The organism is Planctomycetota bacterium, from assembly GCA_035574235.1.
In the GTDB taxonomy this organism is placed as follows: domain Bacteria; phylum Planctomycetota; class MHYJ01; order MHYJ01; family JACPRB01; genus DATLZA01.
Genome location: DATLZA010000140.1, coordinates 1 through 11,722, shown reverse-complemented (window position 1 = coordinate 11,722; position 11,722 = coordinate 1). Strand labels below are relative to the sequence as shown.

Below are 11,722 nucleotides of genomic sequence, written 5' to 3'. Positions count from 1 at the left end.
GGCGCCGGCGCGGACGCGCCGCCGTTGCCGCCCGGCGCGGGGTAGACGCTGACGCGATTGCCGGATTCGAATTTGACAACCCCGTCCACCAGGGCGTACAGCGTGAAATCCCGGCCGCGTCCCACGTTGAAGCGCTCGATCCACCGGGCGCCCCGCTGCCGGACGATGATGCCTCCGGCGCGGACGGCCTGCCCGTCGAAGACCTTGACCCCGAGCCTCTTGGACTCCGAATCGCGGCCGTTTCGGGACGAACCCTGCCCTTTCTTATGTGCCATAACAAGGCCGGATTATAGGCCCGCCCCCGGGCCAGGTCAAGCGCATTCGAACGGCTTCGACGCCGTGGAATACCGCGCCCTCGGAGGCGTCAAATTCCCGGGAGCCGAAACCGCCGGAGGGGGCGGTCTTGTATAAATAATGGACCAACGAACCAACCTTCTTCAGGGGAGGCCGCTCATGAAGCGGATCGGGGAGGCGGCGCCGACGTTCCTTGTCCTGGCCGTTCTGGCATCCCCCGCGTGGGCCCAGGGGCGCGGCGCGGACTTCGGCGACCGGTTCAATCGGATCGAATGGTACCCGAGCATGGAAAAAGCCATGACTCCGGGGGAGATTCCTGAATTCGAACGCCGGCGGCTCATGCGCCTGGGACTGGAACCCCAGGAGAAAAAGTACATCTTCGTTTACGTCCGTCCCCCCGCGGAGACGCGCGAGCCGGACATCTTCAATGGAACCGAATTCGTCCAGGCTTCCCACGGTCCGTGGGCTTTCGTCAAGATGGACTTCGACAAGGAAAGCCCGTACATCAAGGCATGGGGACTCCGCTCGGCTCCGAGCTGCGTGGGGTGCGACATCTACGGCAATGACTTTCTCCGAACCAGCGCCCTTTCCATCGACCAGCTCCGCCGAATCCTCATCGGAACCCCCCAGGCCGTCCTCGCGTACGAACAAAAACTCCGCCAGGACTTCGCCCGAGCGATGGAGCTCGTCAAGTCCGATGAAACGCGCGGGATCAAGGCCCTCGTGGACATCGTCTTGACGGGACGCTCCGGATACCGCGAGGTCGGCGAGGCTCAGTCCCGCCTGGCGGAACTGGGCGAATCGGCGCTGCGCCGCGCCGAGCTCGGCGAGAGCGTCAGCCCCGAAGCCGGCATCGAAGCCCTCGAGGAAGTCGTCCGGACGTTCCGCGCCACGCCCCCCGGCGTCCAGGCGGAAATCCGCATCGCCCGCTGGGAAAACGAACGCGGCAACCCCTCCGCCGCCATCCAGCGCCTCAACCAGGTCCTCAAGCACGATTCCAGGCTTCTCAAGACCGAGATCGAAACCGCCGCGAAGCTCCTCGAGGAAATCTCGCGCGCCGGGGAGGCCAAGCTCGAGCTGGCCCTGACCGGCGACCGGACCTCCGCCCGCGAGGCCGCCCGCAAGATCGCCCGCGACTACGCGGGCACCGAGGCGGGGCGCCGCGCCGCGGAGGCCGCACGGCGCCTGGAGTAGGCCCCCATGGGAGCCGTCGCGGCGGCCCTCCTGGCGCTCGCGGCGCAGGCCGCCCCTCCCGACGCGACCCTCGAGGCGATCCGGGACGCGCTCCGCAGGACCGCCGCCGCCGGTTACTCCTACCGCGTCCGCGGAAGGTACGAGCGCGCCGGCGAATACCTCCCCGACGGGCTTCTCGTCAGCCGCGTCCGCCAGTACCGATCCGTCCGTCTCGGCGAGCGCATCCTCGTCCGCGGGCCCGAAGGCCTCTGGAAGACCCCCGGCGAGCGGATCGGCGAATCCGTCGAACGTCCCGACCCCGAGGCCGAGGCGATCGTGCGGCTCCTGACCGACGCGCGGCCGCCCCATGAGATCCTCGCCTGCGCGCTCGACGCGGTGAAAGGGGGACGGCCTCCCGAGGAGCGGGAGATCGAGGGTGTGGCCTGCCTGCGGACGCTGCTGCCCTACCGCGAGACGTTCCTCAAGGAGTCCCTCTCCGCTCAGATCGAGAAGGCCGTCCGGGCCGGGACGCTCCAGGCCCCGGATGAAATCCGCTGGAACTCCACCCTTCGCGGCACGATCGCCTTCACGGTGCGGCGCGCGGACGGCCTGGTCCTGCGCGTCCGCGACGAACGCTCGGTCAAGGTGGCCTACGCCCGGCGCGACGGGCCTCCGGAAGTACGGACCTACCGCCTCGACATGGAATTCGAATTCTCCGACTGGGGGGCCGCGCGGGCGGACGTGCCTCCCGAGGTGCGCGCCCGGCTCGAATCGAAGGACTGACGCTACGCGGACCCGTCGCGGCGGGCCCGCTCCGCCAGCTCCGCCAGCGCGCGCAGCGCCTCGATCGGCGTCATGCGGTTCACGTCGAGCCGGGCCAGCTCGCGGCGCAGAGGATCCTCCGCGGGAGCGGAGGGCGCGGCGGCCGCAAAAAGCGGGATCTGCCGCAGGTCCTCCGGCCGCACCCGCCGGACCGCGGCGCGCGGATCCCCCGCCTGCGCCTCCAGCCCCGCCAGGATCACCCGCGCGCGCTCCACGACCGTGCGGGGAATGCCCGCCAGCCGCGCCACGTGAATGCCGTAGCTCTTGTCCGTGGGACCCTCGAGAATCCGGTGGAGAAACACGATCCCCTCCCCCCACTCCTTCACCCCCACGTGGAGGTTGCGCACGCCGGGGAGCCGCCGGCCCAGTTCCGTCAGCTCGTGATAGTGCGTGGCGAAGAGCGTCCGCGCCCGCACCGCCTCGTGCAGATACTCCGTCACGGCCCACGCGATCGAAAGGCCGTCGAACGTGGAGGTCCCCCGTCCGATCTCGTCCAGAATCACCAGGCTCCGCTCGGTGGCATGGTTGAGAATGTTGGCCGTCTCGCTCATCTCGACCATGAACGTCGAGGCCCCCCGCGTCAGGTCGTCCGACGCTCCCACGCGGGTGAAGATCCGATCCACCACCCCCAGGCGCGCCTTGGCCGCCGGGACGAAGGATCCCATCTGGGCCATGAGGACCAGGAGCGCCGCCTGGCGGATGTAGGTGGACTTGCCCGCCATGTTGGGCCCGGTCAGCAAAAGCAGCCGCCGGTCGCCCGCGATCACGATGTCGTTGGGCACGAAGGGCTCCTCGCCCAGCACCTCGAGCACGGGATGCCGCGACTCGCGGATCTCCAGCTCGACGGTCTCGTCGACTTCCGGCTTGACGTAGCGGTTCTCCCGCGCGACCTCCGCCAGGGAGGCCACGGCGTCCAGGAGCGCCAGGGACCGCGCCGTCTCCTGCAGTTCCGGAATCTCCCTGGCCACCCGCGCGCGCACCTCCTGGAAGACCTCGTACTCGAGCTCCTTGGAGCGCTCCACGGCGTTGAGGACCAGCGTCTCCTGCTCCTTGAGTTCCGGCGTGATGAACCGCTCGGCGTTCTTGAGCGTCTGCTTGCGGACGTAGTCGGCGGGGATCTTGTCGCGGTGGACGTGGGTGACTTCGATGTAGTATCCGAAAACCTTGTTATAGCCCACCTTCAGGGACGGGATCCCCGTGCGCTGGATCTCGCGGGCCTCGAAAGAGGCGATCCACGTGCGTCCGTCCGTGGCCAGGTCCCGCAGGCGGTCGAGTTCCTCGTGAAACCCGGGCCGGATCAGGCCCCCTTCCGTCAGGAGATGCGGCGGGTCGTCCGCGAGCGCCCGGCCGAGGTATTCGGCCAGCTCGCGGTGGGTTCCGATCCGCAACCCTTCGAGAAGCGCCGAGCGGAACTTGAGTTCCGCCAGCTCCGGCAGCGGTCCGAGCGATGTGCGCAGCCCCACGAGGTCCCGAGCCGTCGCCCGCCCGGCGCCCACCCGGGCCAGCGCGCGCTCGAGATCGAAGACCGTCCTCAGCCGTTCCTGCACCCGGCGGCGCCGCTCGTCGTCGGCGAAAAGCTCCTCCACGGCGTCCAGCCGCGCGCGGATGTCGGCCGCGCGCACGAGAGGGGACGTCACCCATTCGCGCAGGAGGCGCGCCCCCATGGGCGTGCGCGCGCGGTCGAGAACCCAGAGGAGCGATCCCTTGCGATCCCCCGTCCGCAGCGTCTCCGTCAGCTCCAGCGCCGCCTGCGTCTGGCGGTCCAGGAACATCCGGCCCTCGCCCACGTAGCGCTCCAGGCGCGTCAGATGCGCCAGGGGCCCGCGCTGCGTTTCCTTGAGGTATCCCAGCACCGCCCCCGCGGCGGCGACCGCCGGCCCGAGATCCGCGCAGCCGAAGCCGTCGAGGGACCTGACCCCGAAGTGCTCGCACAGCGCCCGCGCGGCCGCGTCTCGGTCGAACATCCAGTCGTGAAAGGGCGTGACGATCCCGCCCGAGGCGGCCCCCACGGCGGGGCCCCGCGCCTCGGCCTCCGAGGCGGGCAGGAGCGTCTCGGAGGGGGCCAGCCGCACCAGCTCGTCCGGCAGCCGCTCGGCGGCGACGTCGGCCAGCCGAAAGGTCCCCGTCGAAAGATCCACCCATGCCAGGCCGGCCTTCGCGCCGTCGAACACCGCGGCGGCCAGATAGTTGTTGCGCCGCTCCTCCAGGATCGTTTCTTCGACGAGCGTCCCCGGCGTGATCACGCGCACGACGTCCCGCTCCACGAGGCCGTCGGCCTCCTCGGGATCCTCGAGCTGCTCGCAGACGGCGACGCGGTGGCCCGCCCGCAGCAGGCGGTTGATGTAGGACTGCGCCGAATGATACGGGATCCCCGCCATGGGAATGCGGGCGTCGCCCTTGGAGCGCGAGGTGAGGACGATGCCCAGGACCTGGGAGGCGGTTCGGGCGTCGTCGTAGAACATCTCGTAGAAATCGCCCAGGCGGAAAAGGAGGATGTCGTGGGGATGGCGGGCCTTGATCCGCGCGTACTGCTCCATGAGCGGCGTGGCCATCGCGGGGATTCTAAGGCGCGGTCCGGAGCAAGACAAGGACCCGCTCACGCCGCCGCAAGCGTCTCGCGGATCACGCCGCAGCGGCCTTCGAGAAGGAAGGCGGTGCGCTCGAAGTCGTCCGCCAGGGCGGAGCGCCCCGCCCGGCGCTCCGAGGCGGCCATCTCCCGCAGGAGAACGGCCCGCTCGCCCCAGGCGTCCAGGGCGCGGCGGAGCGCCTTTTCGAGCTCCGGGCGGTCGGCCCCTCCCTCGGCCAGAAGGTTCCCGGCCAGGAACTCATGGCCTTGGGGGCAGCGATAACCCGGCAGCTCGGGCGGCAGGACGACCGAAAGCGTCGCGTGGCAGCGGGGGCATCGGAGGCCCGCCAGGATTTCCGTTCGGCGGGGATCCATCTCGTCTTCGTCGGGCATGGCCTGGCCCGTCCGGGCGGGAGCGCCCTCAGGCGTTCTCCAGGCGCCATTTCCACTCCGGCCACCGCTCGGCGCAAGGGAGCCGCGGAACCGCGGGAGCGGGTCCGGAATCCGCAGAAGGCCCGGCGGCGCGCATGGCGGAGGGTTCCTCGTCGGGGATGAAGCGCTTCCCTTGTTCAGACGCGGCCCCGCCGCGGACCGTTACGGAACGACGAAGGCGTCCGGGTAGAGCGGGCGCAGCCGGTCGGCCTCCCGCTGCGCGTCCTCGTACCGGGGAAAAGAGCCCGTCAGGACCACAAACAGCGGCCGATCCCCCGGGACGGCCCGGACGCTTCCTTGGACCCTGGAGGCCTCCGCCCGGGCGCGGGCTTCGTCCGCGTACGCCCCGACCTGCACGGCGAAGGCGGTGAGGCCCTGCCGCGAACGGGCCCGCTCGCCGTACGGACCCAGCGGCGACACGCGCGCCAGCGCCGCGTGGCCGCCCCGCCAGTCGCCGGCGCGGAAGAGCGCCAGCGCGTATTCGTAGTGAAGCTCGTCGTCGGTCACGCTCCGTCCCCGTTCGGCCGCGGGCGCCGCGGCCACGGCGCGGAACCCCTCCACGGCGCGCCCCGCGTCCCCGGCGAGCCGCCAGGCCACCGCGCGGCGGAAGAGAATTTCCCAGCGCAGCGGTCCCGAAGGATGGTCCGCCAGCGCCTTCTCGAAGGCCGCCAGCGCCAGGTCCGGCCGGCCCGCTCCCAGGTGGCACCGCCCGGCGCGCGCGCGGATCTCGGCCCGATCGGGGTGCTCGGGGTTGTCGTTCAGGAACGCCTCGTAGTATCCGGCCGCGCGGCCGTACTCCTCGAGGAGAAAATGCTTCTCCGCCTCGCGCAGGAAGTGGAGGTTGACGGGTTCGCGCGACGCCGGCGCCGCGCATCCGGCCAGAAGCGCCGCGGCCGCCGCCCGGGCCCACCGAGAAGGTCTCATCGCGTCCGAAGCTCCCCGCTGCGCTCGACCGACCGAAGCAGCCTCCCGATGATGTCCGCCCGGTCGGCCCCCGGAACGCCCAGGCGGGCGGCCAGATGAAGCAGCACGACCGCCGCCAGGGCCGCCAGGACGACCCCGGCCGTCGCCCGGAGCGTCTCCCCGGGACGCCGGGCGGGCGCTTCACGCGCCCGTTCCCGGAACGCGCGCGCCTGGGCGGCGCACTCGGGGGAGCAGAAGCTCCCCAGAGGCGTCATCAGCACGCAGGCGGCGCAGGCCGCCCCGCGGCAGCGCCCGCACGTCGCCGCCGCCGGCCGGTCCGGGTGGCGCGCGCAACCCTTGCTCACGCCGCGCCTCCCCTACCGCGGGATCTTCCGATAATCCTCGAGGAAGAGCTGCACCCCGCGGTCCGTCAGGGGGTGCTGGATGAGCTTGTCGAAGACGGCGAAGGGCATCGTGGCCACGTGCGCGCCCGCCTTGGCGGCCTCGAGCACGTGAACGGGATGCCGGATGCTGGCCGCCAGCACTTCGGTGGCGTAGCCGTAATTCCGGTAAATCTGCACGATGTCCCGGATCAGGACCATGCCGTCGTGACCCGTGTCGTCGATGCGCCCGATGAAGGGACTGATGAAGGCGGCCCCCGCCTTGGCGGCGAACATGGCCTGGAGGGCGCTGAAGCAGAGCGTCACGTTGACCTTGATCCCCTCCGCGGCGCAGGCCTTGACCGCCTTGAGGCCCTCGCGGGTGAGCGGGATTTTCACGACGACGTTCGGGGCGAGCTTCGCCAGCCGGCGCGCCTCGGGCATGAGGTCCTCGAACTTCTCCGAAACGCATTCCGCCGAAACGGGCCCGGGGCAGATCTCGCAGATCTCGCGGATGGCGTCGTCGAACTTCTTTTTTTCCCGGGCGATGAGGGTGGGATTGGTCGTGACCCCGTCCAGGAATCCCAGGCGCGCCGCCTCCTTGATCTCCTGGACGCTGGCCGTGTCGAGAAAAATCTTCATGGCTCCCGTCCTTTCAACGCTTCCAGCCGGGCGACTTCCCGCGCCGGGGCCGGATCTCCCGGGCGCAGCGCCGCGAGCGCCCGCCACGCGGCCAGCGCCTCCGCCAGCTCTCCGCGGCGTTCCCGGATCTGCGCCAGTCCCCGGAGGGCCTCCTCGTCGGTCCGGTCCACGCGGAGCGCCCGCTCCAGGACCTCGGCCGCCGCGGCCTCGTCCCCCAGCTCCCGGCGGCAGCGGGCCAGCCGGTGATACGCGTCCCGGATCCGGTCGCGGACGGCCAGGACGCTCTCGTAGAGGGCCGCGGCTTCGGCCCACCGTCCCTCGGCGTAAAGCCGCCCGGCCTGCTCGTACGCCACCAGCGCCTCCTCGTCCGGAGCCGGCGGCGACGCCGCGCAGCCCCCGGCCAGAAGCGCCAGAATCCCGGCGCGCGCGATCCTCACCGTGCGCGCTCCGCGGCCGCGACCGTAAGGGGCACGTACACCCGGTCGCTTCGGCCCGAGGGAACGTCCGTGACCGTGACTTTCACGCGGTAATGTCCCGCGGCGAGGTTCGCGGGCAGAGGCAGCTTGAAGCTCTGGTAAAACTCCGTCACGGGGCCGTGGGTGGCCACGCGGTCCTCACGCTCCTCGGCCGAAGCCCGCTCCCAGGCCGGCACGGGCAGTTCCGCGGCGCGGTCGTCGTACAGCTTCCACTCGTACTTCAAATGCAGTATATGCGTGTCCCCCTCGCGCTGCAACGTAAAGTTCCGGGGCTCGACGTAAAGGAGAATCGTCCCTCCCGGCGTCACGCGGTCGTTTTCCGCCGGTACGTAGTCCCGGAAGCGCCGGATGCGCGAGCACAGCTCCACGCGCTCGATCACGAACCCGGTGGCGCGCCGGTCCTCCTCGTTGAACCGCGCCAGAAGGCGGCCGGCCTCCTTGTGGTCGCCGAGCCGGCGGCGCAGGAAAAAGTCGAGATAGGGAACGAGCGGATGGGCCCGGGACGAGAGCGTCGAGAAGATCCGGTCGGCCTCCTCTTCCTGCCCGGCGCTCGCGTAGAGAAGCGCCAGCCTCAGCTTCTCCTCGTCGCGTCCCGGACGGCGGGCCGCGATCTCCTTCTGGAGTTTGAGCAGATCCTCGAAGGAAGGCTCCCGGGGAGGCGCCTCGGCCCCCACGGGAACGACGGCGGGCGCCGGGGGCGGAGCGGAGGCCGGAAGCTCCCGGGCGGAAAGATCCTCGGGGAGGGCGGGGGACGGCGGCGGGGCCGCGGCCGAGCAGGCGGAGAGGAAGACGGCCGCCAAGAACGACGAGATGATGAGACCTGCCCCTCTCACCCTTGTTTCCCCCTCTCGATGGCGCGGTCGCCGCGGCGCGCTACTTCATTTTAGATTTTATCGCGTCCCGGTGGTTTTGCAAGATGCCCAGGAGCTTCTCGATCTTGCCGAGGCCGGCGTCGATCGCCGCGGGATCGGAGGCTTTGTCTCGAACGCTCCGGTAGGCCTCCCGCGCGCGGCCGAGTCCGTCGATGGCGCGCTCGCAGGTGTCCAGAAGCGCGCGAAGCGCGTCTTCGGCTTCCGGCAGCGCGCCGGCCGCCTGAATCACCCGGAGGGCAAGGCTCGAGCTCTCCTTGACCAGGGCGTCGGCCCGGGCGAGTACTTCCGCCGGCGGAGGTTCCGGAGGACGCGGCGGCTCGGGCGGGGCCGGCGGAGGCGTCGGTTCCGGCTTGGGCTCGGCCTTCGCGGGCGGCTTGGCCGTGGGTTCGCGCTTCGGGGCCTCGAGCGCGGGCTTGGAGGCGGCGTCGTCGCCGAAGGCGATGGCTTCCGCCGTCGTCCGCGCGCCGTCGATCTTGAGGACCCGCTTGGCGGAGAAACCGGGGATTTCCTCCGAATACCAGACGAGGCTCTGGATCTCCTTTTCCCCCTGGCGGCCGGCGCTCTGGACCGTCACGCACGCCACGGGCCGCGAAGCGACCTGGAGCGTCTCCTCGCCGACCTCTTCAGCCGCCTCGGACGCCCCCTCGGATTCGGTCTTGAGCGTCGCCACGCGCGCGGCCCGGCCTTCGAGCGGGATCCAGGTTCTCACGGGACCGGAAGGCCCGGAGGTCTCCACGACGATACAGGCAAAATCCCGGCCTCCGATCGTGAGCTTCTCTTCCCGGAGAGCCTTGAGGGACCCGGGAGCGAGAGGAATCTTCTCCTCGGAAACCGTCACCTTGCCGTCGGGGTTCAGGGTTTCGACCTTGAGCCGGGCCGCCTCATCCGTCAGTTCCACGAGCGTGACATCGGTGAGCGTTTCGACCGCGCGGTCGCCCGACTGCGTGCGGAGGCGGGTGCGCACCCACGCGCCCGGCTTGAAGGAAGCCCAGGGATGGGGCCGCGGGGGAACCTGAAGCCGGGGCGCGGGAGGAGGAGGCGGCTTGGGCGCTTCCCCCGGAAGCGGCGCGACGACGGTTTCGCCGCGCTTGGGAGCGACCGCCTGGGCGGAAGGCGCGCCGGGAGGTTTGGCCTCGGCCGGCTTCGGCGGTTCCGGCGTCCTGCCGAGCTTCCGATCGCGCAGATCCCGCCACTTCACGAGAAGCGCTCCGAGTTCCTTGTAGTACTTCTGCTGATTCTGAAGCTCCTCGTTGGCCTGGAGATTATCCACCTGGGATTGGGTGGTGCCCTCGGGCTTGTTGACCTCATTGGCCACGGCTTCGATGTCGCCGATTCCCTGTTGAACGAGGGCGCGGTGCTTTTCGAGTTCGGCGACGATTTCCTCGAGCTTTTCGGCGGAGAGGGAATCGATTTCCTTTTCGCTCCGGGACAGCTCGTTATTCACGTAGAACTGGGCGCGGGCGCGGGCGGCCAGGGCGTTCTTGTATTTGATGTCCATTTCGGACTCGGCGGGACCGGCGGGAGCGCGACGTCCGGCGTCGGCGAAAAGTCCGAACCGCTGGCCCAGGCGAACCCACACATTGCGCCCGCGGTTGTCCTTGATCAGGATGCCCGCCCCAAGGATGCCGGGGATTCCCAGAACGACGACGAGGATGAGCAGAAGCTTGATCGCGGCCCCCACGCGGCTGGGGGGCTTGGCGGTCTTCTGAAGGCGTTCCCCCGCCGAAGGACGCCGTCCGGCGGGGAGGCGTCCGGTCGCGCGACCGGCGGAGGCGCCGCCCTCGGGGGGCGCGGCGCCCTGCGCCTTGCGGATCGAGGTCGTCGTCCGACGGCGGGTGGGAGAATCGGCGTCGCTCATAGTCCCGCTTCCTCTTATTTCAACTCCAGAATCTTGTTGCGCGCCATCTTGAGGGCCTCGTTGTACTTCTTGGTGTCGTACATGTTGCCGCTGAGCCGGTTGGCCTCTTCGAGCAGGCTGTTCCCTTCCTTGATCAGTTCGACGCCCCTCTGGAGGTTCGCCTTGTGGCCCGCATTGTAGGAACTCTGGATGAGCGCGAGACCCTGTTCGCACTTGGCCATGCCGTCGCGTTCGAGCTGGGAAACGTCCACGGGCTTGGGAGCCTTGCGAACGGGCGCCTTGTCGGGAATCCGGGAGGACGATCCCGAGGCGGCGACGACGAGGACGATGAGGAGCAGGACTCCCGCGGCGGCGCCGCCGGCGATCCAGAGCGTCTTCGATGAAGACCGCGGAGCCGGCCGGACGACGCGGGTGGGCGCATGCGGCTCGGCCCGGGCGGTGCGGCCGGTCGCCTTGTGCGCCGGAGCGCGCTGCGTGGGGGTCTTCCCCGGCGCGGACGGGAACGCCCGCGTCGTCGGGCGCGCGGGACGGCGGTCAAGGGCCATACGGTGTCTCCTCCCGGTCGGCTCAGCTCGCCCCTTTTCCCCCGGCTCCCTAGGACGGCTCGGTCCGAACCGAGCCCTTCTTGAAGATCAGGTCCCGGTCCGGCTCGGCCTCCGGGGCCTTTTCTTCCTGCGCCTTGGCGGGGTTGGCGAGCTTCCCGCAGCTCGGGCACGTGTAGTCGTGGCTCGTGAAGAGCCGCCCGGCCTTGACCGTCAGGTCTCCCTTGGGAAGACTCGTCCCGCAGATCGTGCAGAATTCTACCATAAAAGGCCTCCTTAACGCACGCCTCCGCACGCGAGGCGGCAGACCAGGGATTCCAGGATGGGGACGTCGGCTCCCCCGGACGTCTTGATCGCCACGTCGGCCTTGAGGATTTCGCCGTGCTTTTCGGTCAGTTCTCCCAGGGAATGGGCGTCCACGAGCCGGAGGAATTCGTCGGCGTAGTAGGTGATTTGGAGCTGAGAGGTGACCTCGAAGCGGCGCCTGCCGGAGGCCAGGAGTTTCTTGGCCTCGGCGAGTTTGCGGTACTGCCAGGCGAGCTTCCAGATGAGAACCTGAACGGCCTCGCCGGCCCGCAGGAGGGCGCGCAGGATGCGGAAGGCGCCGGGCAGGTCGCGCCGGGCGGCGGCCAGGGCGAGCTCGTAGACCTCGCGCTCCTCGTGAAGCCCGACAAGGGCGCGGACGTCGTCGGCGGTGATGGCGGGGCGGGGGCCCGCGTGGGCGGCGAGCTTCTCGAGGTGACCCGCCAGGGCCGCGAGGTT

The 11,722-nt window shown here is 70.2% G+C and carries 14 protein-coding genes; 2 read left to right on the top strand and 12 right to left on the bottom strand.

What is annotated here, in order from left to right; translation table 11 throughout:
• A partial coding sequence (rpmA, locus tag VNO22_12845) for a 50S ribosomal protein L27 (GenBank protein HXG62262.1) occupies positions 1-275 on the bottom strand: 275 nt, incomplete at its 3' end.
• A gap of 178 nt (positions 276-453) precedes the next feature.
• Between rpmA and VNO22_12840 the strand changes: the two genes are divergently transcribed.
• Positions 454-1,488 carry a hypothetical protein gene (locus VNO22_12840; GenBank protein HXG62261.1) on the top strand — a complete coding sequence of 345 codons (1,035 nt, stop codon included), beginning with the start codon at positions 454-456 and terminating at the stop codon, positions 1,486-1,488.
• A 6-nt stretch (positions 1,489-1,494) separates the two neighbouring features.
• Positions 1,495-2,250 carry a hypothetical protein gene (locus VNO22_12835; protein HXG62260.1) on the top strand — a complete coding sequence of 252 codons (756 nt, stop codon included), beginning with the start codon at positions 1,495-1,497 and terminating at the stop codon, positions 2,248-2,250.
• 2 nt (positions 2,251-2,252) lie between these two features.
• Here VNO22_12835 and mutS read toward each other — a convergent pair whose 3' ends face one another.
• The 11 genes from mutS to VNO22_12780 all read right to left on the bottom strand — a co-directional run.
• Positions 2,253-4,841: a DNA mismatch repair protein MutS gene (gene mutS, locus VNO22_12830; GenBank protein HXG62259.1), complete on the bottom strand. Its 2,589-nt coding sequence runs from the start codon at positions 4,839-4,841 to the stop codon at positions 2,253-2,255.
• Positions 4,842-4,885: 44 nt separating this feature from the next.
• Positions 4,886-5,248: a hypothetical protein gene (locus VNO22_12825; protein ID HXG62258.1), complete on the bottom strand. Its 363-nt coding sequence runs from the start codon at positions 5,246-5,248 to the stop codon at positions 4,886-4,888.
• A gap of 201 nt (positions 5,249-5,449) precedes the next feature.
• A complete protein-coding gene (locus VNO22_12820) occupies positions 5,450-6,211 on the bottom strand; it encodes a tetratricopeptide repeat protein (protein ID HXG62257.1) in 762 nt (253 codons plus the stop codon).
• Entirely contained in the window at positions 6,208-6,555 is a 348-nt protein-coding gene (locus tag VNO22_12815) for a hypothetical protein (GenBank protein ID HXG62256.1), read from the bottom strand. Before VNO22_12815 ends, VNO22_12820 begins: the two co-directional genes overlap by 4 nt.
• A gap of 12 nt (positions 6,556-6,567) precedes the next feature.
• Positions 6,568-7,212 (bottom strand): fructose-6-phosphate aldolase, encoded by a 645-nt coding sequence (fsa, locus tag VNO22_12810; protein ID HXG62255.1) that lies wholly within the window; start codon positions 7,210-7,212, stop codon positions 6,568-6,570.
• Complete coding sequence (locus VNO22_12805; protein ID HXG62254.1) at positions 7,209-7,649, bottom strand: tetratricopeptide repeat protein; 441 nt, start codon at positions 7,647-7,649, stop codon at positions 7,209-7,211. Before VNO22_12805 ends, fsa begins: the two co-directional genes overlap by 4 nt.
• On the bottom strand, positions 7,646-8,521 hold the full coding sequence (locus tag VNO22_12800; GenBank protein HXG62253.1) for a hypothetical protein: 876 nt from the start codon (positions 8,519-8,521) through the stop codon (positions 7,646-7,648). The genes VNO22_12805 and VNO22_12800 overlap by 4 nt, the downstream gene beginning before the upstream one ends.
• A 40-nt stretch (positions 8,522-8,561) precedes the next feature.
• Positions 8,562-10,418 carry a hypothetical protein gene (locus VNO22_12795; GenBank protein ID HXG62252.1) on the bottom strand — a complete coding sequence of 619 codons (1,857 nt, stop codon included), beginning with the start codon at positions 10,416-10,418 and terminating at the stop codon, positions 8,562-8,564.
• A 14-nt stretch (positions 10,419-10,432) separates the two neighbouring features.
• Positions 10,433-10,963, bottom strand: a complete 531-nt coding sequence (locus VNO22_12790) for a hypothetical protein (protein ID HXG62251.1) — start codon at positions 10,961-10,963, stop codon at positions 10,433-10,435.
• A 49-nt stretch (positions 10,964-11,012) separates the two neighbouring features.
• A complete protein-coding gene (locus VNO22_12785; GenBank protein ID HXG62250.1) occupies positions 11,013-11,225 on the bottom strand; it encodes a hypothetical protein in 213 nt (70 codons plus the stop codon).
• Positions 11,226-11,236: 11 nt separating this feature from the next.
• A partial coding sequence (locus tag VNO22_12780; GenBank protein HXG62249.1) for a hypothetical protein occupies positions 11,237-11,722 on the bottom strand: 486 nt, incomplete at its 5' end.

What these genes read in the sequence shown, in the direction of transcription:
- VNO22_12840 (HXG62261.1), top strand. Translation starts at nt 454, where the DNA reads ATGAAGCGGATCGGGGAGGCGGCGCCGACGTTCCTTGTCCTGGCCGTT.
- VNO22_12835 (HXG62260.1), top strand. Translation starts at nt 1,495, where the DNA reads ATGGGAGCCGTCGCGGCGGCCCTCCTGGCGCTCGCGGCGCAGGCCGCC.
- mutS (HXG62259.1), bottom strand. Translation starts at nt 4,841, where the DNA reads ATGGCCACGCCGCTCATGGAGCAGTACGCGCGGATCAAGGCCCGCCAT.
- VNO22_12825 (HXG62258.1), bottom strand. Translation starts at nt 5,248, where the DNA reads ATGCCCGACGAAGACGAGATGGATCCCCGCCGAACGGAAATCCTGGCG.
- VNO22_12820 (HXG62257.1), bottom strand. Translation starts at nt 6,211, where the DNA reads ATGAGACCTTCTCGGTGGGCCCGGGCGGCGGCCGCGGCGCTTCTGGCC.
- fsa (HXG62255.1), bottom strand. Translation starts at nt 7,212, where the DNA reads ATGAAGATTTTTCTCGACACGGCCAGCGTCCAGGAGATCAAGGAGGCG.
- VNO22_12795 (HXG62252.1), bottom strand. Translation starts at nt 10,418, where the DNA reads ATGAGCGACGCCGATTCTCCCACCCGCCGTCGGACGACGACCTCGATC.
- VNO22_12790 (HXG62251.1), bottom strand. Translation starts at nt 10,963, where the DNA reads ATGGCCCTTGACCGCCGTCCCGCGCGCCCGACGACGCGGGCGTTCCCG.
- VNO22_12785 (HXG62250.1), bottom strand. Translation starts at nt 11,225, where the DNA reads ATGGTAGAATTCTGCACGATCTGCGGGACGAGTCTTCCCAAGGGAGAC.